23 protein-coding genes and 1 pseudogene are annotated in these 23,235 nt (G+C 48.0%); 9 read left to right on the top strand and 15 right to left on the bottom strand.

The window, feature by feature from the left end; all coding sequences use genetic code 11:
- Positions 1-411 precede the first annotated feature (411 nt).
- From BIT28_RS06085 to gmhB, 6 genes are all read right to left on the bottom strand, one after another.
- Positions 412-1,248 (bottom strand): ABC transporter ATP-binding protein, encoded by an 837-nt coding sequence (locus BIT28_RS06085; protein ID WP_075762750.1) that lies wholly within the window; start codon positions 1,246-1,248, stop codon positions 412-414.
- 15 nt (positions 1,249-1,263) lie between these two features.
- Positions 1,264-2,130: an ABC transporter ATP-binding protein gene (locus tag BIT28_RS06080; RefSeq protein ID WP_075762749.1), complete on the bottom strand. Its 867-nt coding sequence runs from the start codon at positions 2,128-2,130 to the stop codon at positions 1,264-1,266.
- A gap of 34 nt (positions 2,131-2,164) precedes the next feature.
- On the bottom strand, positions 2,165-3,988 hold the full coding sequence (locus tag BIT28_RS06075; protein ID WP_075762755.1) for an extracellular solute-binding protein: 1,824 nt from the start codon (positions 3,986-3,988) through the stop codon (positions 2,165-2,167).
- Positions 3,989-4,051: 63 nt separating this feature from the next.
- Positions 4,052-5,092, bottom strand: coding sequence for an ABC transporter permease (locus BIT28_RS06070; RefSeq protein WP_075762748.1), 1,041 nt, complete (start codon positions 5,090-5,092; stop codon positions 4,052-4,054).
- 3 nt (positions 5,093-5,095) lie between these two features.
- Entirely contained in the window at positions 5,096-6,121 is a 1,026-nt protein-coding gene (locus BIT28_RS06065; protein WP_075762747.1) for an ABC transporter permease subunit, read from the bottom strand.
- 205 nt (positions 6,122-6,326) lie between these two features.
- Positions 6,327-6,881, bottom strand: a complete 555-nt coding sequence (gene gmhB / locus BIT28_RS06060; protein WP_075762746.1) for a D-glycero-beta-D-manno-heptose 1,7-bisphosphate 7-phosphatase — start codon at positions 6,879-6,881, stop codon at positions 6,327-6,329.
- A gap of 291 nt (positions 6,882-7,172) precedes the next feature.
- Between gmhB and metN the strand changes: the two genes are divergently transcribed.
- The 3 genes from metN to BIT28_RS06045 all read left to right on the top strand — a co-directional run bounded on the left by metN (position 7,173) and on the right by BIT28_RS06045 (position 9,768).
- Positions 7,173-8,207 (top strand): methionine ABC transporter ATP-binding protein MetN, encoded by a 1,035-nt coding sequence (gene metN, locus BIT28_RS06055; protein ID WP_075762745.1) that lies wholly within the window; start codon positions 7,173-7,175, stop codon positions 8,205-8,207.
- Positions 8,197-8,883, top strand: a complete 687-nt coding sequence (locus tag BIT28_RS06050) for a methionine ABC transporter permease (protein WP_075762744.1) — start codon at positions 8,197-8,199, stop codon at positions 8,881-8,883. Before metN ends, BIT28_RS06050 begins: the two co-directional genes overlap by 11 nt.
- A gap of 69 nt (positions 8,884-8,952) precedes the next feature.
- A complete protein-coding gene (locus tag BIT28_RS06045) occupies positions 8,953-9,768 on the top strand; it encodes a MetQ/NlpA family lipoprotein (RefSeq protein ID WP_075762743.1) in 816 nt (271 codons plus the stop codon).
- A 117-nt stretch (positions 9,769-9,885) separates the two neighbouring features.
- Here BIT28_RS06045 and ykgO read toward each other — a convergent pair whose 3' ends face one another.
- Together ykgO and BIT28_RS06035 are read right to left on the bottom strand one after the other, a co-directional pair.
- On the bottom strand, positions 9,886-10,026 hold the full coding sequence (ykgO, locus tag BIT28_RS06040; RefSeq protein WP_075762742.1) for a type B 50S ribosomal protein L36: 141 nt from the start codon (positions 10,024-10,026) through the stop codon (positions 9,886-9,888).
- Positions 10,027-10,039: 13 nt separating this feature from the next.
- Positions 10,040-10,303: a type B 50S ribosomal protein L31 gene (locus tag BIT28_RS06035; protein WP_075762741.1), complete on the bottom strand. Its 264-nt coding sequence runs from the start codon at positions 10,301-10,303 to the stop codon at positions 10,040-10,042.
- Positions 10,304-10,445: 142 nt separating this feature from the next.
- Here BIT28_RS06035 and tsaA point away from each other — a divergent pair, with 142 nt between their 5' ends.
- The 6 genes from tsaA (at position 10,446) to BIT28_RS06005 (ending at position 15,743) form a co-directional block, all read left to right on the top strand.
- On the top strand, positions 10,446-11,159 hold the full coding sequence (gene tsaA, locus BIT28_RS06030) for a tRNA (N6-threonylcarbamoyladenosine(37)-N6)-methyltransferase TrmO (RefSeq protein WP_075762740.1): 714 nt from the start codon (positions 10,446-10,448) through the stop codon (positions 11,157-11,159).
- Between the two features lie 128 nt (positions 11,160-11,287).
- Complete coding sequence (locus BIT28_RS06025) at positions 11,288-13,003, top strand: proline--tRNA ligase (protein WP_075762739.1); 1,716 nt, start codon at positions 11,288-11,290, stop codon at positions 13,001-13,003.
- A gap of 138 nt (positions 13,004-13,141) precedes the next feature.
- Positions 13,142-14,266 (top strand): patatin-like phospholipase family protein, encoded by a 1,125-nt coding sequence (locus tag BIT28_RS06020; RefSeq protein WP_075762738.1) that lies wholly within the window; start codon positions 13,142-13,144, stop codon positions 14,264-14,266.
- A 93-nt stretch (positions 14,267-14,359) separates the two neighbouring features.
- Positions 14,360-15,214, top strand: a complete 855-nt coding sequence (locus BIT28_RS06015; protein WP_075762737.1) for a GGDEF domain-containing protein — start codon at positions 14,360-14,362, stop codon at positions 15,212-15,214.
- Positions 15,215-15,348: 134 nt separating this feature from the next.
- Entirely contained in the window at positions 15,349-15,555 is a 207-nt protein-coding gene (locus BIT28_RS06010) for a YaeP family protein (protein WP_075762736.1), read from the top strand.
- Positions 15,555-15,743: a DUF4250 domain-containing protein gene (locus tag BIT28_RS06005; RefSeq protein ID WP_075762735.1), complete on the top strand. Its 189-nt coding sequence runs from the start codon at positions 15,555-15,557 to the stop codon at positions 15,741-15,743. Before BIT28_RS06010 ends, BIT28_RS06005 begins: the two co-directional genes overlap by 1 nt.
- A gap of 123 nt (positions 15,744-15,866) precedes the next feature.
- On the opposite strand, the pseudogene BIT28_RS06000 reads toward BIT28_RS06005, so the two are convergent.
- The 7 genes and pseudogenes from BIT28_RS06000 to accA form a co-directional block, all read right to left on the bottom strand.
- Positions 15,867-17,162 (bottom strand): annotated as a pseudogene (locus BIT28_RS06000) (MFS transporter); the annotation flags it as partial.
- Positions 17,163-17,640: 478 nt separating this feature from the next.
- Positions 17,641-17,979 carry a hypothetical protein gene (locus tag BIT28_RS05990; protein ID WP_075762733.1) on the bottom strand — a complete coding sequence of 113 codons (339 nt, stop codon included), beginning with the start codon at positions 17,977-17,979 and terminating at the stop codon, positions 17,641-17,643.
- 113 nt (positions 17,980-18,092) lie between these two features.
- Complete coding sequence (locus BIT28_RS05985) at positions 18,093-18,353, bottom strand: hypothetical protein (protein ID WP_139310445.1); 261 nt, start codon at positions 18,351-18,353, stop codon at positions 18,093-18,095.
- 412 nt (positions 18,354-18,765) lie between these two features.
- A complete protein-coding gene (locus BIT28_RS05980) occupies positions 18,766-20,115 on the bottom strand; it encodes a sodium-dependent transporter (RefSeq protein WP_075762731.1) in 1,350 nt (449 codons plus the stop codon).
- Positions 20,116-20,353: 238 nt separating this feature from the next.
- Positions 20,354-20,665, bottom strand: coding sequence for a c-type cytochrome (locus BIT28_RS05975; RefSeq protein WP_075762730.1), 312 nt, complete (start codon positions 20,663-20,665; stop codon positions 20,354-20,356).
- 101 nt (positions 20,666-20,766) lie between these two features.
- Complete coding sequence (gene tilS / locus BIT28_RS05970) at positions 20,767-22,086, bottom strand: tRNA lysidine(34) synthetase TilS (protein WP_075762729.1); 1,320 nt, start codon at positions 22,084-22,086, stop codon at positions 20,767-20,769.
- A 135-nt stretch (positions 22,087-22,221) separates the two neighbouring features.
- Positions 22,222-23,181 carry an acetyl-CoA carboxylase carboxyl transferase subunit alpha gene (gene accA, locus BIT28_RS05965; protein ID WP_075762728.1) on the bottom strand — a complete coding sequence of 320 codons (960 nt, stop codon included), beginning with the start codon at positions 23,179-23,181 and terminating at the stop codon, positions 22,222-22,224.
- Between the last annotated feature and the right edge of the window lie 54 nt (positions 23,182-23,235).

The following is a 23,235-nucleotide window of genomic DNA, read 5'->3' as shown; positions in this document are numbered from 1 at the left end:
TTCAATCTGAGCCATGATCAAACTCTTCAATTAAAGTTTTGTTGTTACCGAAGTAACGGCTCAATGAATACTGTTAATTCACTACCGAAGTAATGAATGAATTGACTGTGCTGATACCGAAGTATCAATTGGTCACTCAGTTTCATTGATATAATCTTTTCGACTATTCATTTCACGAGTGCCCACACAGATTGCATGGTCAAATTGTTAAAGAACAATGTTAATCACGACCGCTCTGAATCAGTGCTTTGTCGTGACAACGGAGACGCATTATAGAGAGTTCGATCGTGTTGGCAAGCGCGATTTTAAAAAAAATCACACACAAACGATCAACCGTACAAACTTTAGTCAAAAGTGAAAATTCCGGCCACTTTAAGCACAGAAAAAACACGCCCCGGGCGCTTTTCATCATCAGGCTACGTGTTCATTCACTCTGACAGGCTTTTTTCGGGTGCGTTCTCTTGGGTGAGTGACAGGAATTGCAGCTAATAAAGTTTTGGTGTAATCCGCCTGGGGCGATTCATAGATCTCTTTTACCCCGCCAAGCTCAACGATTTTTCCTTGATACATCACCGCAACGCGGTCCGAGATATTCTTGACCACTGACAAATCATGGGAGATGAAAATCATGGCTAAATCCATCTCTTGTTGTAGCTCGAGCAGCAAATTCAGGATCTGTGCCTGCACCGATACATCCAAGGCAGAAACTGATTCGTCGCAAATCAGCAATTTGGGTTTCAATGCAATCGCACGGGCTATGCCAATACGCTGGCGCTGCCCACCTGAAAACTCATGCGGGTAACGAAGGGCTGCACTTTCTGACAGCTCAACTTTAACAAGTAGCTCTTTTACCCATTTTTTGCGCTGTTTCGGGGTGCCGATATTATGAATGATAAAGGGCTCTTCCAAAATCATACCAACAGTATGACGCTGGTTAAGGGACTCCATTGGATCTTGAAAGACGATTTGCATGTCTTTACGAAGCGGGCGCATCTTTTTAACCGAGTAAGCCGTAATATCCAGCTCCTCAAAGTAGATCTTGCCTTCAGTCGGCTCATACAGCTTGAGGATGGTTCGCCCCAATGTGCTTTTCCCACAACCAGACTCACCGACTAAGCCAAGGGTCTCTCCCCTTGCGACTGAAAAAGAGACACCATCAACAGCTTTAACGACATATCCAGATTTGAAGATCCCTTTTCCAGAGACGAAATGTTGCTTGAGTCCTTCAATACGGAGGATTTCATCCATATAAATACCCTTTGCCTACCCCTTGAACTCCGGAAACAGTTCGGGATCGATCGGTTTAATTTCTATCGGCTGCTTCGGCTCGTTATTGAGACTTGGCATCAGCCCCAGCAGCCGCTCGGTATAGGGGTGCTGAGGGCAGTCAAACAAGTCATAAACGTTGGCTTGTTCGACAATGCGCCCGTCATACATTACCGCCACGTCATCACAGATTTCAGCAACGACACCCAAATCATGTGTAATGAAGATCATTGCCATCTCGGTTTCTTCCTGCAATGCAATCATCAAGTCAAGGATCTGGGCCTGTACCGTCACATCAAGCGCCGTCGTCGGTTCATCACAAATGAGAATGTCAGGCTTACAGGCCAAGGCCATGGCTATCATCACCCGCTGCCTCATCCCACCAGATAAGTTATGTGGGTACTCCTTCAACCTCTTATCCGGCATCGGAATACGTACCTTATTGAGCATCTCCAGCGCATAAGCCATTCTGTCTTTCTTGTTCAGCTCAGGGCGGTGCAGCTCAAGCACCTCGTTAAGCTGCTTACCGACGGAATACACCGGATTTAACGCTGTCATCGGGTCCTGGAAAATAATAGAAATGCGGTTTCCCCGCATGGCATACATTTCGGTTACCGGCAGCAGCAATAAATCAGTGCCTCGATACAACACCTTACCGCCTGTTACATAGCCATAGGGTTTGGGAAGTAGTCCCAGAACCGACAATGCGGTCACGCTTTTTCCACAGCCCGACTCGCCAACCAAGCCAAGCGTCCGTCCTTTATGCACATCAAAACTGACCCCGTGCAGGATCTTTGAAGTCCCATCATCAGTCATAAATTCTGTTTCAAGATCCCTGACACTTAAAATAGCCTCTGATGACATGCGGGTTCTCCTTTCACCGTCTCTGCTTGGCCCGTTACAGCTTGTAAGTATCGTCAATCACCGTCACGGGCTCAAAGGCACGACCTTTTTTCATTGCCGCCTTGGTTTCTTTTTTAATATCTGTATCAATCCAAAACGTACCAAGCTCGACCGGATAAAACATGGATTCCGTTTTTTTTGTCATTCCCGGCACCGGGTATCGTATCCAGCGCCAATGGGCCTCTCGGGTATAGGGCACCATATAGCCAGGGACAATAATAAAGGCGTCAGTCACCATTTTCTGGATCGTATGTGAGATCTGATACCGCTTACTGACATCAAACTCGACTTTGAAGGCGTCAATCTGCTCATCAAGTGCCGGTGAGCTGTAATTGGCATGATTGTTGGTTTGGGGCTTCACATTCTTGGAATGAAGATATTCCCAATATGCCGGGATCTCCCCTCCTGCCATATTCAAGAAGGCAAGATCGTGTTTCTTTTCCAGAATATATTTAAACGCTGCCGAGCCATCGACCAGATTCAGGGTCAATTCCAGGCCAGCCTGCTTCGCTTGCTCTTTTAAATAGGCAATACGCGGTGACCAGACAGAGTAGCCATAAGTCACCGCAAAACTCAGCCGCAGCCCCTGACTATTGACGCGAATACCATCGGGGCCAATTGTCTCGAAACCGGCTTTGGCAAAAAGCTCTGCGGCCAGCTGCGGATTGAACCCAGGCGGCTTATTATCCCCGCGATCATATTCGCCATGGCCAAAACCAAGTCCATGGGGCTTACGGACGTAGTCTCCTCGCAGCACATTTTTGATCATCCCGTCAAAGTCAGTCGCATACGTTAACCCTTTGCGAACTTCAATATTGTCCAGCAAAGGCTTTGCCGTATTTATCCATAGGCCACCAGCACCTTGGGCAACCTGGTTATAGCCCCAGAATTTATGGATATACCCTTTCTGGTAAGGCTGGCTGGCCGATTTATCATGCCAAAGGTGCGGCAATACAAGGCCAAAGGTATCCAAGTCACCTTTTTCAAAGTGCTTGCGGGCGATGTCATTATCCCGGATCACGCGAAGCCGGATCTTATCGACATTGTACCGATTCTGATAATAGCGGTTCCCATACCCCCACCAATCCTTACCGACATGCCTGAAGGTAACGCTTTTTCCCTTTTTGACACTGTCGAGATAATACGCCCCCGTTGTCGGTTCGCTCCTGAAGTTATATTTGCGAACAAAATTATCGTCGATGCCATCCTGATTCTTATCGGTGTCAGGCTTAAAGAAGTGCTCGGGACGCGGCTGGAGTCCATTACTGGGTAAGTTAATCATAACCATCAACTCGTCATTGCTCTTGGCCGCCTTGGCAATAATCGCAATAGTATGATCATCATATTTAATGACGGTATCGATAGTGTTGGTAAAGAAATCGTTATACCAGGGATCAATGATGTCTTTCGAACGGTAGTATTTCAGCATAAACAAATAGTCATCGGCAGTAACAGGCTCGCCATCAGACCACTTTGCCTCTGGATTGAGTTTGAAATAGACCGTTTTGTAATCGCTGCCAAATGCCCATGACTCAGCAAGTTGGGGGATCCACTTTCCGGTGTTAGGGTGTCTGGCCGCCAGCTTGGGCATGCCGTCCATAAAATAATGCCTCAACCCTGAATTGGCATCCGGGCCGACACTGCGTAATGTTTGCGGAAAGCTCGCCATAAACGATCTGAAGGTGCCGCCTCGTTTCGCCTGCTCCGAGGCAAACAGCGGCTCGTTCATATTTGATATCCACACCAACCCTTCGGGTAACTCGCTGGCATTAACGCCATCAGCCGTGTTCGTTGCATTCGCTACACAGCTCAACCCCATGAGAACTGACAATAAGGAAAGCTTTATACTCTTATCCATTTTCACATCCTGAGTTAGCGGTCATTAAATATAACGAGTGAACTTCTTGGGATCGAAGGCCGCGCGTATCGCCTCCCCGATGAAAGTCACCATGATCAATACCAGCACAATTGCCGTCACCACCGAGGTAACAATCCAGGGCGAATCCAGGTTTGATTTGCCCTGCTGAAGCAATTCACCCCAACTCGGCGTGGGCGGCATAAGCCCTAGCCCCAAATAATCCAGTGCCGTTAACGCCGTGATATTGGCAGCAATCGTAAACGGGGCCAGCGTCACTATCATCACCATGGTATTAGGAAGAATATGATGAAAGATGATCCGGGCCGTTGAGGCCCCCAGCGCTTTGGCCGCCAGGACATACTCGCGCGCCGATTCCTTGTAGGTCATCGTTCTCATGTACCAGGTCATGCCCATCCAGCCGAACAACACATTGATGGCAACAAACAAGGTAAAGGTGGGCTGTGTGATCGACACCAGAATCATGATGACGTACAGGAACGGTACCATTGACCACACTTCAATCAGACGCTGGACAAACAAATCAAATTTACCGCCCCAGAACCCCATGGCGCAGCCCACCGCCGTTCCGATGGCATAGGAAATGGTCATCGTCAAAAGCGCAAACCCCATCGCGGTTCTGAAGCCATAAACCAGACGCGCAAGAATATCGCGGCCTATCACATCAGTGCCGAGAAAGTGCCTGTTTTCAAAACTCGGTGCTGTCGGTGGATAATCGCCGCTGAAATCCTGCTCGTAGGGGTTCCATGGAACAATCGGCATGAGGACAAAGTTATCGCTACCCTGAGCTGAAAATGCCAGGCTCATCGCCTGATAATCCGGCTCATTGCTATAGCCGAGGCCATAGTCCGTTCCCGACTTCACGGCACTAAACACCGGAAAGGTAAATTCACCGTTATACCTGACAACCAATGCCTTGCTGTTGATAAGCAATTCGGCAAACAGGGACATCACCAGCAACAGCGACAACACGACAAAAGACCAGTACCCGCGCTTTATGGCTTTGAAACGCCTTATTTTCTTGAGGGTCAGGGGGTTCAATCTCATTGGTCACGCTCCAAACCGCACTCGCGGATCAGCCAGCGCGACACAGATATCCGACAGGATATTGCCAACCATCAGCATCGCTGCATTAATCGCGACAATCCCCATCACAACAGGGTAATCACGCTGCATGATCGATTCATAACCAAGCAGACCGATCCCGTCGATATTGAAGATCACCTCGATCAAAAACGATCCTGTCATAAAGAAAAGCAACGAGTTGCCAAAGTGGCTGGCGATCGGGATAAGGCTGTTACGAAGCGCATGGCGACGTACCGCCGTCCGGAAAGGCAGCCCCTTGGCGATGGCCGTACGGATATAGTCTGACGACAGGTTCTCCATCAGGTTGTTTTTCATCGTCATTGTCAGGGTGGCGAAGTCACCGATTAAGTAGCAAATCAGCGGCAGGATGGCATGCCAGAGAAGATCAGAGGCCTTTTCCGCAAACGTCTCGTAGTCCTCGAAATCATCGCCCACAAAGCCGCCCATCGGAAACCATTCCAGGTGATAACTGAAAAGGGTAATAAGCAGGACACCAACCACATAGCCCGGTAAGGCATAGCCAATAAAAATTAAAATAGAAGAGCCGGAATCAAAGGCCGAACCATGCTTCACCGCTTTGTAGTAACCCAGCGGGATGGAAATAAAATAGCTGATAAAAAACGTCATCCCGCCATAAAAGAGCGAGACAGGCAGTCTTTCGGCAATCATCTCGGTGACCGGCTCGTAATACCGGGTTGATTCGCCAAGATCCAATTGCACCAGCTTGCTGAGCCAATCCCAGTAGGCCTGATGAACCGGTTTATCCAAACCGTAAAAGGCATTCAGCTGGGCCAGTTGATCGTCCGACAACGCTGAGCTTCCACCCGCCGTGGTCATCGCCGAAGCGCCGTCGCCCTGAAATTGCATATTGGCCAGCATTCGCTCGACCGGCCCGCCCGGCACCAGACGGGTAATGGCAAAAATGAGGACGGTTATGCCAAGAAACGTCGGTATTACCAAGGCCATACGATGCAAGAAATACGACAGCATGTATCGACTAACTCCTTGTCTGACTGCGTGCGAGTAATGCTCCCTAATATTTAAAAGATAGCAGCAAGGAGAGATTTCAGCTTTTCAATCAACACAATGAGAGTAGACAGGCGGTCACCGGCAACATAAACGAGGCCATATTGCAGGCATTAAAAAAGGCCGCGACTGCGACCTTCCATTTAGGGAGACTATCAAAAGTTCGGCATTACCGAGCAGCCAGCCACGCCGGGACATCGGCCACACTGTCCAGTACCACGCTGGCCAGCGCTTCACCTTCTTCGGTCACAGGCTTACCGGAGCGAACCAGTATCTTGGTTCCCACCTCGGCAGCACCCGCGGCTTTCATGTCATCGGCTTTATCGCCAATCATGACCGAATTTGCCATATCGATTTTCAAGAAATCACGGGCAGAGATAAACATACCAGGTTTTGGCTTGCGACATTCACAGTCTTGCAGGTAATCACCCTTACCTTCTGTCGGGTGATGAGGGCAGTAATAGATACCGTCAAACTCCACACCGTTATCGACGAAGTTCCAGTCCATCCATTCGGTCAGAGTCAGGAATTCATCTTCGGTGTACATACCACGGGCAATACCGGCCTGGTTGGTCACCAGCACAAGCAGATATCCCATGTCTTTGAATTTCTTACATGCTTCGAATACACCTTCAACGTATTCAAAATCATCAACGGTATGAACATAACCATGATCGACATTAATCACGCCGTCACGATCGATAAAAACTGCTGGTTTGGCCAAAAGTCAGCCCTCTGTCTATATATATTAAGGCAAATTATCGCATGGCTACGGCTGGGATTCATCTGTTTATCTTATAGCCACAAAGCCATTTGGACGTCTAGACGTAAAAATATCTATTGACTTAGCCGTCTAGACACCCTAGCATCAACAACAGATGCGATTGATAAACACTTTTCGCACAAAACAATGACAAAGTAAATACAACAAATAGCATTACGATATACCAGTGTTTACAAGCTTTTAGCCTTGTAAAAATTGCCAAGGCAGCAGGTATTCGGTTTAGGAAGTTCGATGATAGAAATAAACAGAGTAAATAAAGTGTTCTATCAGGGGGAGAAGGAAATCAACGCGCTGCGTGATATCAATCTTACCATTGAGCAAGGCACCATCTTCGGCGTTATAGGGTCTTCCGGTGCAGGAAAAAGCACCCTTATCCGCTGCGTCAACCTACTGGAAAAACCAACCAACGGCCATGTTATCGTTGACGGTATCGATCTCACTCAGCTTTCCAACCAGGAACTGACACTGGCCCGTCGAAAAATCGGGATGATCTTCCAGCATTTTAACCTGCTTTCTTCCCGTACCGTTTTTGACAATATTGCCCTGCCGCTGGAACTTGCCGGTAGCACAAAAGCCGAGATCAAAGCCAAGGTCAACGAGCTGCTGAAACTGGTTGGACTGGCCGACAAGAGCGAGTCCTACCCATCGAATTTAAGTGGCGGCCAAAAGCAGCGAGTGGCCATTGCCCGGGCACTGGCGTCCGACCCCAAGGTTCTGCTCTGCGATGAAGCAACCAGCGCCCTGGATCCGGCGACCACTCAATCTATTCTCGAACTGCTAAAAGAAATCAATCGCAAGCTTAATCTCACTATCTTGCTGATCACCCACGAAATGGACGTGGTTAAAAGCATCTGTGCCGAAGTGGCTATTATTGGTGACGGCGAGCTGGTTGAAAAAGGCCCGGTCGGCGAAATATTTGCCCATCCCAAAACAGAACTGGCGCGCAACTTCATCCGCTCGACACTGGATTTATCGATCCCCGAAGACTACAAGTCACGCCTGGTCGATACACGCATCGAAAACAGCTACCCGTTAGTACGCCTTGAGTTCACCGGCGCATCGGTTGACGCCCCGCTGATCAGCCAGGTTGCCCGTGAGTTCAATATTGATATCAGCATTCTAAGCTCAGATATGGACTATGCAGGTGGTGTGAAATTCGGCCTGATGCTGGCCGAGCTATTTGGAACAGAGCAGGCCGCAGAACAAGCCATTGCTTTCCTTCGTGATCACAAAGTTAATGTAGAGGTATTGGGTTATGTTGCTTGAGTCTATTACTACCTGGTGGCAAGCCAACGAACGCCTGACCTACCTGCTGATTGATGCTCTGGGCGAAACACTGGTAATGGTTTTTGCTTCCGGTCTGATTGGCTTTGTGATCGGCATTCCTGCCGGTGTTGCCCTCCATCTGACCAAAGATGGCGGCTTGCTAGAGAACAAGGCGCTGAACAAGCTCCTGGGAACAATCACCAATATTGGCCGCTCAATCCCGTTTATCATTCTACTGGTTGCCATTATCCCGTTTACCCGTTTTGTCGTCGGCAGCTCTATAGGCACTGCAGCAGCTATTGTCCCGCTAACAGTTGGCGCAATACCTTTTATTGCCCGCTTGGTCGAAGGCGCACTGCTGGAAGTACCGACAGGGTTGGTTGAAGCGGCTCAGGCAATGGGCGCGACGCCACGCCAGATCATCAACAAAGTCCTGCTGCCGGAAGCGCTGCCGGGCATCATCAATGCAGCCACCATTACCCTGGTTACGCTAGTCAGCTACTCGGCTATGGCCGGTACCGTCGGCGGCGGTGGTCTGGGCGATGTCGGTATCCGTTACGGCTACCAGCGCTTCGATGGCACCGTCATGATGATCACCGTAGTGATGCTGGTGATCCTGGTACAAATCATTCAGTCGGCTGGCGACCATTTGGTCAAGCGTGTCGACCACCGCTAAACAGAAAAAAACATTAACTAATAATTACCATCTAGTATTACGGAAAACCCCGCTTTAAGGAGAAGTTACATGGCGTTTAATCTTAAGAATCTTTTTGCCGTCGCCGGCCTGGCATCAGCACTTGTATTAACCGGTTGTGGTGAGAAAGAAACCGCAGTCGATAACAGCAAGATTAAAATTGGGGTGATGGCAGGTGCAGAAGCACAGGTAGCGGAAGTGGCTGCCAAAGAGGCCAAGGACAAATATGGCCTGGATGTCGAACTGATCACGTTTACCGATTACATCTCGCCTAACGCAGCACTGGAAGACGGCTCTATCGATATCAATGCCTTCCAGCACAAGCCATACCTGGATCAGCAAGTTACGGATCAGGGATATAAATTTGCCATTGCCGGTAACACTTTTGTCTACCCGATTGCTGCCTACTCAAGCAAAATCAAATCTATCGACGAGCTAAAAGACGGCGATCAGATTGCCGTACCAAACGACCCGACAAACCTTGGCCGCTCGCTGCTACTACTTGAACAACAAGGTCTGCTGAAACTGAAAGAAGGTGCCGGCCTGACAGCAACGGTACTGGATATCATCGAAAGCCCGAAGAACCTGAAAATTGTCGAGCTGGAAGCCGCGCAACTGCCTCGCTCTCTTGACGATGTAGCACTGGCAATCATTAACACTACTTATGCCAGCAGCATCAACCTGACACCAGAGCGCGACGGTGTATTTGTTGAAGACAAAGAATCACCATACGTTAACCTGATTGTTGCCCGCGAAGATAATGTCAGTGCCGAAAACGTGCAGACATTCGTCAAAGCCTATCAGTCAGAGGCGGTATATACCGCAGCACAAGAAATCTTCCAGGGTGGCGTTGTTAAAGGCTGGTAAGCCCTTTTCCAAAACTCCTGGAAATATTAAAGAGGCTTCCCAATTCGGGAAGCCTCTTTGCTTTATGTCGACGATGAATATGCGCCCCAATCGAGGGATTGATTTTCCCCATCGGCACTATTTTTTCTTCACCTTTCCCTGCACGGCCTTAAACCTTGGGTTGGACTTGCAGATCACATACACACGCCCCCGGCGTTTTACAATCTGACAGTCACGATGACGGGCCTTTGCACTTTTCAGCGAGCTTAATACTTTCATTGTACTTTCCTTCCTACTTTTCCTTCTTCGCACCAAACTTCCCGAATCGGCGGCTAAAGTTAGCCATTCGCCCTTCGGTGCTGATCACACGCTGCTTGCCGGTGTAAAACGGATGGGACTCTGAAGAGACGTCCAGAGTGTAATAGGGATATTCCTGGCCATCTTTCCAGGTAATTGTCTTATCCGTTTTTAGCGTTGACCCCACCAGGAAGTACTTATCAACGCTCGTATCATGAAATACAACGGTTCGATACTCGGGGTGGATACCTGGTTTCATTTTGCAATCCTCATCTGGCGGTTACTGTATCAATCATAGATTACGATATGTTATAACATATCATTTGATAACAATTCTCATATTCAGGTCAAGTCCTTTTTTATGGTATGTTCTGCGCTATCAGAGAAAAGGCGTTATTCAGATGTCATATCAAATTGAGCCAATCGGTATTATTCGCTCCCCTTACAAAGAAAAGTTTGCCGTTCCGCGCCAGCCCGGCTTGGTACCGAGCGCACGCTCGGAAATCGTCCTGCGTGGGGAGGCCAATGCACTCGAAGCGGTACGCGGCCTTGAACAGTTCAGCCATCTCTGGCTGTTATTCTTGTTTGATCAGAATCTGGAAGCTGGCTGGCGACCGACGGTCCGCCCTCCCCGCCTTGGCGGTAATGAACGTATCGGGGTTTTTGCCAGCCGGGCAACCTTCCGGCCTAACGGAATTGGCATGTCAGCCGTTGAGTTCAAGGGCATTCGCCAAGATGGCAAAGATATCGTGATTGAGCTCGGTGGGGTCGATCTGGTCGATGGTACCCCAATTATCGATATCAAGCCCTATATCCCCTACTCAGACAGCTTGCCTCTGGCTACCGGCGGGTTTGCCGACGAAGAGCCTGACACACTCTCTGTGACGTTCACCGCCCGGGCCGAATCGCAGCTGACAGGAAAACAGCTGGCAAGGCAACGGGCCGTGATTGAAGAGGTGCTGGCGCAGGATCCGCGCCCGGCCTACAAAAAGGGCAAACCGGACAGCAAAGAGTATGGTGTCCACTTATTCAACTACAATGTTAAGTTCACCGTTGACGACGAGAAAGTCACCGTCACCGCGCTGGACAAGCCTGTGGCAAATAGAAAAGATTAAGCGCACGGCAGCCTGTTCCTTTTGGCGAACAGCCAAATGGCTGGTAGTATATACGGTTACCGCCACTGTAGGCGGCCGGGGATGTCCCCATTACTTATCAAATTCATATCAACCAACGGATACCATCAATGCGTACCAGTAAATATCTTCTTTCAACGCTGAAGGAGACTCCAAACGACGCAGAAGTTATCAGCCACCAGCTGATGCTACGTGCAGGTATGATCCGTAAGCTGGCTTCAGGTCTTTATACCTGGCTACCTACAGGTCTGCGTGTTCTGCGTAAGGTCGAAAATATTGTTCGTGAAGAAATGAACAATGCCGGTGCAGTCGAAACGTTAATGCCCGTGGTTCAGCCCTCTGAACTATGGGAAGAAACAGGTCGCTGGGACAAATTCGGTCCCGAGCTGCTACGTATCGCTGACCGTCACGACCGACCGTTTGTACTAGGTCCGACTCACGAGGAAGTGATCACGGACATGGTTCGCAACGAAGTAAAATCTTACAAGCAGCTTCCGCTGAACCTGTACCAGATCCAGACTAAATTCCGTGACGAAGTTCGCCCGCGTTTTGGTGTAATGCGCTCACGTGAGTTCATCATGAAAGATGCCTACTCTTTCCACCTGGACAAAGAAAGCCTGGTAGAAACATACGAGACAATGCACCAGGCTTATTGCAACGTATTCAGCCGCATGGGGCTGGACTTCCGCCCGGTATTGGCCGATACAGGTTCTATCGGTGGTTCTGGCTCTCACGAGTTCCACGTACTGGCCGAAAGCGGTGAAGACTTGATTGCCTTCTCTACCGAGTCTGACTACGCGGCTAACATCGAAAAAGCTGAAGCGCTGGCGCCGACAACAGAACGTGCAGCACCAACAGCTGAGATGACGTTGGTTGATACACCAGATGCGAAAACAATCGCCGAGCTTGTCGAGCAACACGGCATCGCTATCGAAAAAACAGTGAAAACCCTGTTCGTTAAAGCCTCGGAAGAAGTGGATGCCGACTTGGTAGCACTGATCATCCGCGGCGATCATGAGCTGAACGAAATCAAGGCCGAGAACCTGTCTTGCGTTGCGGCTCCGCTTGAGTTTGCCACTGAAGAAGAGATTCGCGGCCTGGTGAATGCCGGTCCTGGCTCTCTGGGTCCTGTCAACCTGCCTGTACCATTCATCGTAGACCGCAGCGTGGCGGTAATGAGTGACTTTGGTGCCGGTGCCAACATCGACGACAAGCACTACTTTGGTATCAACTGGGGTCGTGACGTTGAGCTGGGTCAGGTTGAAGATCTGCGTAACGTGGTTGAGGGCGATCCAAGCCCATGCGGCCAGGGTACCCTGCTGCTAAAACGCGGTATCGAAGTGGGTCACATCTTCCAGTTGGGTAACAACTACTCCAAGTCGATGAACGCGGCGGTTCTTGGCCCTGATGGCAAAAACACCATTATGGAAATGGGCTGTTACGGTATCGGCTGTACCCGTGTAGTTGCTGCTGCCATCGAGCAGAACAACGACGAAAACGGTATTATCTGGCCGAGTGCAATTGCACCGTTCCAGGTGTCTATCGTACCGATGAACATGGCTAAATCTGCTGAAGTAAAAGAAGCAGCTGAAAAGCTATATGCTGAACTGACTAAAGCAGGTATCGAAGTACTGTTCGATGACCGTAAAGAGCGTCCGGGAGTGATGTTTGCCGATCATGAACTAATTGGTATCCCACATACTATCGTTATCGGTAACCGCAGCCTGGAAAACGGCGAGATGGAATACAAAGACCGTCGTGCCGGCACCAAAGAAGGTGTTGCTGTTACTGACGTTGTTGAGTTCATTAAGCAAAAACTTGCTTAAGCCTGTACTCTGAATCGCCCTAAAGCCTCCCTCGCGGAGGCTTTTTTATTTCCGGGAAAGCGCCCTGTATCGCGCCTTTTCAACAGCTTTGGGTATATAGTTTGAATATAAGATAAAAAGAAACCGAGAAGCATTTGAATGGCAAAGGATAAGCCAAAAATCAGTTTGCTATTATCCGGCGGTGGCGCACGTGCTGCCTACCAGGTCGGCATACTCAAGGCCATTTCCGAGTGGTACCCACGAGTACATCACAGCCCTTTCACGATATACTCAGGTACCTCTGCGGGGGCCATCAATGTCACCTCAATCGCCAGCTACGCCTCTTGTTTTCGCCTTGGCGTCAAGAAGCTGGAATGGATCTGGTCTCGTCTTCATAGCCGCCGGATATTCAAAGCCAGCCCGTATGGAATGACCAGCTACCTTGCCGGTCAGTGGTTTGCCCGTCTACAGGCCGACCACCATGAGCGCCCGCCCTTTGGCCTGCTCAACAACCGTCCTCTTCGTCAGTTGCTCAACCAGGTCAACAACTACAGTCGACTGGAAAAACAAATCCTTGCCGGTAACCTCGACGGTATCTCCATCACTGTATCCAGCTACAAAAGCGGTCAATCTGTGAGTTTTTTTCAGGGACAAAAAGAGCTGGAAGAATGGGACCGGGCGAAATCCAAGGGACGCCGTGCTCTAATCAATACCGAGCATTTGCTGGCTTCTTCGGCGATACCGCTTGTTTTTCCTGCTACCCGTCTCGGGCAGACCTACTATGGCGACGGCTCCATCCACCAGCTTGCACCGTTACGCCCCTCTCTCAAGATGGGGGCCGACAAGATTCTTATCATCGATTTAATCAACCAGAAACTGGATGAAAGAGACCACACTAAAGCTCCCGGCTTGGCGGCTCTGGGCGGCCACCTGATGGATACGATTTTCAGCGATACCCTCACCGCCGATCTTGAGCACCTGTCTCGTACCAATGCGCTGCTAAACGCCTTGCCAGCGTCTGAGCAACAGAAGATAAACATGAAAATCGTCGATCACATCCACCTTTTCCCAAGCAAGTCCTTCGAGCCTCTGGCGCAGAAATACTACTGTCATATGCCACCAATGACCCGGGCATTAATGCGCCTTACCGGGCTAAGTCCGAGAGATGATGCTGCGATTACCAGCTATATTTTGTTCGAACCCGCATATATTAATGCATTAATAGAGCTGGGCTACCATGATGCCCTCGAACAGGAAACGATCCTTCGCAACTTTTTAAAATAAAATCAGTATTTTATTTATAAAAAAGTGCTCCAGGTGTTGAAATGGCGTAATAATTGCCTATAGTTAACCCCTTACCTTTTTTTTGACGCTTATATGGATCCGAATCTCTGGAACAATATTTTTGCGGAAAATAGCAAACCAAGGGCTAAACCCCTTGGCGCTGACCAGCGCCTGCTGATCCTGCAAAAGCTCCAGGGAAAGCTCGACCTGGGCTTATTATTCGAAATATTTGCCAGGGAAATCGAGAAACAAATCGATATCAGCCGTCTGGTCTGGGATCTGGAAGAAACCTCCACCCTGATCCGTCGTGGTGAAGCCACCCAGTATAGGCAAGCCTTTATCCTGCGATTCGGCGACAACGAACTTGGCAAGCTGCAATATTCGACCCCCTACCCGCTGGATAAAGACGAAATTAACCTGCTTCATACCTATCACCGCCTTTTTGCCGGGCCATTAATGAATGCGATTGAATATCGCCGAGTCAAGAATATGGCGCTGCGTGATTACCTATCCGGCCTGGGCAACCGTAGCTGTTTCGAGCAGGATATCCAGCATGCGCTAGCCATGAGCGAGAGAAGAAATGTCGGCCTGGTGCTGGTAATGTTCGATCTGGATAACTTCAAACAGGTCAACGACCGCTTTGGCCACCTTGATGGCGATAAGGTCATTCGACGTTTCGCGACCCTCCTCAAACAAGCAGTGAGAGCATCCGATCGCTGCTACCGTATTGGTGGCGATGAGTTTGCCGCGCTACTCCAGCCTGCCACCGATAAATCGGCCTTGCATGTTGCCAGACGAGTCCAGCAACTGATGAGTGATGATCACACCCTGCGAACGCTGAAAATTGGCTCCTCATGCGGATTTTCCGAATACCAGAAAGGGGATACGACCACCTCTCTTGTCGATCGAGCCGACCGTCAGCTATACCGTCACAAGCGCAACAAGTAACCACTCTCCACGATGCCTGGCCATTTTTATCATCACCTTATACAACACTCTGATATAGTAATGCTGTAAGGCGTTCACTCCCTATAGGCGCTTGCCCAGTGCCTATAGGGAGTTAACGAATTAAAGGAATGAGCATGAAAGTTTATGAATGCTGTGAACTAATCCGAATGACCTATGCCCAAATTGGTGGCGGTGAACTGGGTTATATCCCCAATGCGATCCACTGTGCAATCAAAGCACTGGACTATGTTGCCGCCAACGAAGAAGTGCCGCAAGAAGTCAGAGAGCGTGCTGCCTTTGCCGCAGCCAATTTACTGATGAGTGATCATGAGGATAAATAATGGACGTCAAAAACTTTGAAACGATGGATCCGGTCATGCTGATGAGTATTGTCAATATGAAGATCCGTGACGAATTCGGTGATCTGGACAACCTCGTCAAGTATTACGGTATCGACAAAGACAAACTGGTTGCCCGTCTGGCCAATGCCGGCTTTGACTATCTGCCGGAAGCTAATCAGTTCCGCTAACGGTTTACTTCCGAAAACCATACGCGATTAGACACCAGCAATAAAAACGGCATTTGTCCACAAGGGCGAATGCCGAAAAAAGTTTCAACTTCCTCAGTATCTACTCACACACCTTCCTGTAAACCAAGAGGTAAAACACTGTATGAATTCAGGCACCTGATGAAAAAGATACAGTACGACAAAAGCATTAATTACTGCTAGCAAGAAGAAAAACAAAGGGATACTCACTCCAGCGGCTCCCAACAAAACCATTCCAGCTATCGCGCTCATAACCATAAAGATTGCATTTATAATGTTGTTAACTGCAATTGTCCGAGCCAATTGTTGCCGCTTAATCCGCTGTTGTACCATGGCATACAAAGGAACAATAAATAATCCGCCGGAAATCCCAATCATTAATAAATCCACGAAAACATGCGTCAAAGCGGGGTTACATATAAACCCGATGATATCTGTATAAGCCGGTATAGAGGATGGTGTTGAAAACAATAAATCAGCCCCGAACAATGTTAGGCCAAGACTGCCTATTGGAACAATTCCCGGTTCGATACGATGGCCAGACAAACGGCTACACAACAATGAACCCAGAGCAATACCTACGGAAAACAAAGCCATTAGGACTGATACAGCGCTTGCAGTACCGCCTAAATAAAGTTTTGTAAACTGAGCAAACTGAGTCAGATAACTGGCACCAAGGAACCAGAACCAGCTTATCGCCAAAATACAGGAATACACCGTTTTGTTACCTTTTACCAACTGAATAGCTTGGCTGGTATGCTTGATAGGGTTCCATACAAATTGAATACTCGGATCACAGGCTGGACTCTTCGGTATAGACCGAGAGGTCAGGTACCCCAACAATGAAAAAACAATAACCGCTATGGCAGCGATATTGTTAGCATTTGGCTGTTCAGCAATCAAACCTGCAAGTAACGTCCCGAGAAGAATAGCAAGGAACGTTCCCGCCTCAACAAAAGCGTTCCCAGGTACCAACTCACTATCATTAAGGTGTTGAGGCAGTATCGCGTATTTTACCGGGCCAAAAAACGCAGATTGCGTCCCCATAAGAAATAGCAACAATAACAGTGCAGAATAACTTTCAGTAAACAGTGCGCCACCGGCAAGTAGCATAATCACAACTTCTGCAAGCTTAATGCGGCGGATCAACCATGATTTTTCATATTTATCAGCCAATAAACCTGCACTGGCTGAGAAAAGGAAAAATGGGAGGATAAACAGGCCGGCCGCGAGGTTGATGATCAAATTACTATCAATAAACAGAGTACCGGGTGCTACAAATGCTACTAATAGTAACAGTACATTTTTAAAAACATTATCATTAAATGCCCCCAAAACCTGTGTACAAAAATAAGGAAGGAATCGTCGCTTAGTAAACAAAATAGGTTTCTCTTTTACTATCACACTTTTAAACTCAACACCATACGAGCCAAAATCAATTTTTTCACATTATTATTATAACAATGGCGATACACACATAGTGATTATGTTGTACAAGACAGCCTCTCAATGCCACAATCACATACTATTAATAATAGTATCTAATGGACATCTAATGATTTAATTTCACCATTTAATATAGCAAGATAATATCTAAACTCAGTTGTTTTTTTCAGAGCATTAATCAACAGTGTGGGTTGATTTCTGTACATATCCATCAAGATAAAGTCAAAGTGGTTTTCATTTATTTCTTTTAGAATGACTAAGCTAACCATAATAGCTTTCACATTATCATCATGAAGATAAAGATCATTTGCCTTAACAGTTNTTTAGAATGACTAAGCTAACCATAATAGCTTTCACATTATCATCATGAAGATAAAGATCATTTGCCTTAACAGTTTCTATTAATGCAGCAATCCTTTTTATAGGACTTTCACTAACGCGTTCTATCAACAGCCTCTCCAAGCGCATAGAGTATCTCAACAAATATATCGTTATCTTTCATCGCATTAATAGTCAGGCTACATTGCCTATTATTAACATCAAGCATTGCTTCTTTATGGCATCCGGCAATTTTACTATAGTTTATTGCAATCATTGCCACGCTTGATTTTGTCGCATCTTTGCCTAAATCTAAACCTAGTTCCTTTGCAATTTCGATGCATTCTTTAATTGAATTCCTTCTGGCGTTTATTCTGAGGCACTCTCTTACATTAACTTCATCAAACTTAATTCCAATCGCCTTTAGTTTTTTAATTTCGTTATTATAATCCATATACCCTCTGTAATTATATTAAATAACAGGATTTATATTAATTTATTCAAGGACACTGAGCTTAATCAGCCACATCACGCAAAAAGTAAAATATAAACTTTCCGTTATAATTATCAGGAAAAATCATCTATAACCATTGAGTTACCTGTGACTTTAACTGTTAACTTAAAACCATCAATTAATGTCACTATATATTTCTTTGTATGTTCCTGTAACATACCATTAATTTCAAAAAAATCATTTATCGATTCAAAGTTTGTAACTTTTCTAAGAGTTCTTCTATCATCAAAAAAGATAGCGTCATTATTAACAAACTCAGAACCTTTTAAAATCACTACCATTAAGTGAATTGAATCTCTTGTAAATGTTATCATCTTTAATTTATGCCATAAGTATAAATTTATAACACCACAATAAACAAAAAAAAGTGAAAAAACAATGAAAGAGAACGAAAGATAAAAAGGGGTAATTGTAAATATACGTTTAATTCATAATTTCATTATATTTTGAACTATATATTTCAAATACTTGTCATAGTGTTTTAGCTCTACTTATGGCTGGTCTTACCATTGTATAAGTACTTATCCGTTGTTAAAAAAGGGAAAAAAAGATAGCTTTTAAAGATAGGAGAGCTATTAACTGAATGATAACCACATACAATAGTGGCTTAGGAGCGAAGTATTATTTACTTTTTAAGGGAGGCGAGAGGTAGTTTTCAGAACACTATCAATAAGCCGCCTGATTCAAATCAAGCGGCTTAAACAAGCTCATTATTTCCGTTATGAGTTAGCCAAAAGATACATAAAGCACCGTCGCAACCAGTACCGGGCAGACAATTTTGACGTACAGCGGCCAGATCTTCCAGAATAGGCTCTGTTCAATATCCGGGCTTCCCGCAGACAATTCTTTTAGCTTAGAGTTACGAGACCATACCCAGCCACCGAATAAGGTGAATAGTAGCGCAGCAACCGGTTGGAAATACTGGGTCGCGATTGTTGCTACCAAGCCAAACAAACTGCCGAAGTTAAAGATAATCACCATACTGAACAAGGCGATCAGCCCGCCAAGTACCCAGCTAGTCGGTTTGCGATCGGTATTAAAGCGCTCGCTTACCAACGACACCGGGCACTCCAGCATCGAGATAGACGATGTCAGAGCCGCTATCGTCATCAGCACAAAGAACACCAATGCCAATAGCTGGCCAACAAATCCCAGGCTATCGAACAACATTGGCAGCACCGTAAACACCAGCGTATCCGAGCTGAGCAAAGACCCGTCTTCAGCATAAATGGCAACTCCCTTGGTCATCGCCACGAACATCGCCGGCAACACAACCAGCCCCGCGACAAAAGCAACAGCGGTATCAACCAGTGTGACGCTCAGGGCCATCTTAGGAAGGTTTTCTTTCTTGCTTAGGTATGAGCCATAAATCAGCATCGAACAGCCACCGATAGTCAGCGAAAAGAACCCCTGTCCCATCGCAGCCAATAACAGCTGGCGATCGAAAATCTTGCTGAAATCCGGGATCAGATAATGCTTTAAGCCTTCCATCGCGCCATCTTGGGTCATGATGTAGAGGAACATCAGGCCAAATAGCGCAAACAGGGCCGGCATCAGGCGTGTAGACCATTTCTCAATACCTTGCTTAACACCACTCTGAACGATGAGGATGGTCAACAGATAGAAAATACCAGCACCGAACAGGTTACGGGAAACAGAGAACCCCTTAAGCCATTCTGAGGCAGACTGAAGGCCGACAAGATCAGTGACGGCTGCCAGCATGAACGAGATCAACCAACCAGCCACAATGCTATAAAATGCCAGCACCAGGCAAGGAACAGCCAGGCCAATCCAGCCCACCATTGCTCCTGCTTTTTTGGCTACCGGGTTGGCCGACAGGCTACGCATGCTGTCAATCGGGTTAGCCTGACCGTGACGACCAATTGCCATTTCGACAATCAGCATCGGGAAGGCTACGACCAGAATCATGAACAGGTACACCAATAGAAATGCACCGCCACCGTTACTAGCAGCCTGGGTCGGAAATCCCCAAATATTCCCAAGCCCTACAGCGGCTCCTGCCGCAGCCAGGATAAAACCCACTCTCGACCCAAAATGTTCTCTGTTTCCTGCCATATATTTACACGCCTTACGTATCAGTGTGCTAGTACAATAATGGCAACCAGGAATTTTATCAACCACAGAGAAACCAACTGGACAAATACTATACAGACAGATGGAAATACTGCGTTACAGGCCACAAGGAGTGAAGTGTTGCTCTCATAAAAAACCGCTCACTGTTTAAACAGCAAGCGGTTTTTAATATCAAACCATTCAGGTGCTATCAGCACCCTGTATTACAAAGCCGGGCAGCTTACTTCATTTGCGCAAAATAAGCGGCAACATTGGCAATGTCGGTATCGCTCAGCATTGAAGCCTGCGGCTGCATAACCGCAGCCATTCCACCTGTGCGCTGCTTATTCTTATAAGCCTTAAGGGCGCTAACCAGATACTGCTCGTTCTGGCCTTTCAGGTTTGGGTAACCCGGTATCATTGCGACACCGTTCACACCATGACAAGCTGCACATACTGCAGCTTTTGCTTTACCGGCGGCGGCATCACCAGCAGCCATTGAAGGGGCCGACATCACTGTCGCTAACATTGCAATCGCAAGAACTTTCTTCATTGGGTCCTCTTATAATTCTGTGTTATCCAAATACCCGGCTCAGATTAAACTGTCCTATAAAAGCGAAAAGCAGGGTATTAGAGAATTGTGCACTGTTTGGCCTAACATTGCACATCAGATGCATCATTGTGCCACTCTAGGTCACAGTCCTGCCCGCTGAAAGCCTCGACGACAAATAATCCAGCAACAGCGGCAAGCTGATCACCATAATAAATAAGCGGTGTTCGGCGACGGTTCCAACTCGGGACCCCGTATTCCTGAAATAACTTTTTCAGCTTTCGCTTGCCCACTCTGCCAACCGGCTTAACCTCGATGCCCTCGGGATCAAACCGGATAGACAGCACCTCTCCCTCTTTCGGCAAACGCAACTGTCCACCGGTAGTTTTGCGTACCGTCAAAGAGCCTAAATTCTGCGGTAGCCTGCTGGGCTGATCCAATTGGCATTCTTGTTGCCAATCTTGAATATCCGGCCATTGCTCGACCAGATATAATCGCTGCCGAAACCGCCTTACCTGCACTTGCTGCCAGCACAGCTGCGGATTGGCATCGGCTTTGGCCTGTACAACCGTCTGCCAAATCTGATCGAGCTGAACCTTGGAGGGCATCAGGACATTAAACAACCCAAGCCACTGCCGGATCAACTGCTTGCCGACACGCTCGGATCCCAGCGCGGCTACCGACAGGCTTTGGTCTGCCCCTAGTGCCTGCTGAAGCTTCTCGTACAGCAGCTCCTGCAACAAGGCATCCTGTTCACCACAAAGCTCCGCACTCCGGGCAACGGCCTTGCGTATTCCCGACCAGCGCCGGATCAGCTGCGGTGTCACCTCGTGACGCAGAAAGTTACGGTCATAACGGGTGTCCTGATTGCTTTCGTCTTCAACCCACTCCAGCTGATGCTGTTGCCCATAGCACTCAATCTCGGCCCGACTAGAGGACAACAACGGGCGTAGGTGCAATCCATCGGCAAACGGCGTGCTGGAAGCCATTGCCGCCAGCCCTGCCGGACCACTGCCGCGCTTGAGTGCCAGCAATACGGTCTCAAGCTGATCATCAGCATGCTGGGCGGTCAGCAGGATCCCCCCCGGACGTATATGCTTTCGCAGCGCCTGATAACGCTGCTCTCTGGCTTGCTGCTCAACACTCACCCGGCTGCCTAGCGTCAGCTCAACCCGCTCAACACAGCACTCGATGCCCTCTTGGCGTGCCCACTCCAGACAGCGCTGGCTCCACACATCGGCATTCTGGCTGAGGCCATGGTGAACATGCACCGCCAGACACTCATGCTGCGGGTTCAGATGCAGATACTGACCCATCAGACGAAGCAATACGCGGGAATCCAGCCCGCCACTTAAGGCCAATACAAAGTGTTGAGGGCTATCACAGTAAGCCTGCAGACTATTGGCTAGTCGGGAATACAGCATCTCTGGCAATCTCTTATCGAAGTCGATGAACTGGCCGTAGTATATCAAAGGCCTGCAACGGTTAATTTTCTGATAGGCAATAAAAAAGCGGGCCAACCGACGTTGACCCGCTCTAAAATCGTGCCCGGCACGTACTTAGCAGTAACCGTAGCTCATCAGGCGCTGGTAACGACGCTCCAGCAACGCTTCTGTATCCAAGGCTTCCAGATCATTCAGGGTTGCCAAAATCTGTGCTTTCAGCGTGGCCGCCATCTCAGCAACATCACGGTGCGCGCCACCCAATGGCTCTTCGATGATGTTGTCGATCAGCTCTAGCTCTTTCAGACGCTCGGCTGTCATACCCATCGCTTCTGCGGCCTGAGGGGCCTTGTCAGAATCACGCCACAGGATTGAGGCACAACCTTCAGGTGAAATGACCGAGTAAGTCGAGTACTGCAGCATATTGACACAGTCACCAACACCGATAGCCAGTGCGCCGCCTGAACCGCCTTCACCGACAACGTTACAGATAACTGGTACCGTCAGACCGGCCATCTCTTTCAGGTTGGTTGCAATCGCTTCAGACTGACCGCGCTCTTCCGCGCCAACGCCCGGATAAGCACCTGCAGTGTCGATAAAGGTGACGATAGGCATCTTGAAACGCTCAGCCATCTTCATCAAACGCAGTGCCTTGCGGTAGCCTTCTGGTTTTGGCATACCAAAATTACGCTTCACCTTTTCTTTGGTTTCGCGACCTTTCTGGTGACCAATGATCATTACCGGACGGCCATCAAGACGGGCAATACCGCCAACCAACGCCTTGTCATCGGCAAAAGCACGGTCACCTGCCAATTCGTCGAACTCTGTGAACATATGTTCAACGTAATCAAAAGTATACGGACGCTGTGGGTGACGGGCTAACTGAGCAACCTGCCATGCACCAAGATCACCAAAGATTTTCTTGGTCAGCTCTAGGCTTTTCTTTTCCAGCTGTTCAATTTCTTTATCTAGATCAACCGATTCTGACTCATCACGACGCGAAACATCACGTAGTGCTTCAATTTTTGCTTCAAGTTCAGCAACTGGCTGTTCAAACTCAAGGAAGTTCAGGCTCATACCACTTCAATCCTTTTGCTCACAATTAGTAATATCTCTTTAATAACTGTGGGC

It is taken from the genome of Photobacterium proteolyticum, from assembly GCF_001939735.1.
GTDB classification, from domain to species: Bacteria; Pseudomonadota; Gammaproteobacteria; order Enterobacterales; family Vibrionaceae; genus Photobacterium; species Photobacterium proteolyticum.
This window is presented reverse-complemented; position numbering and strand designations above follow the sequence as displayed.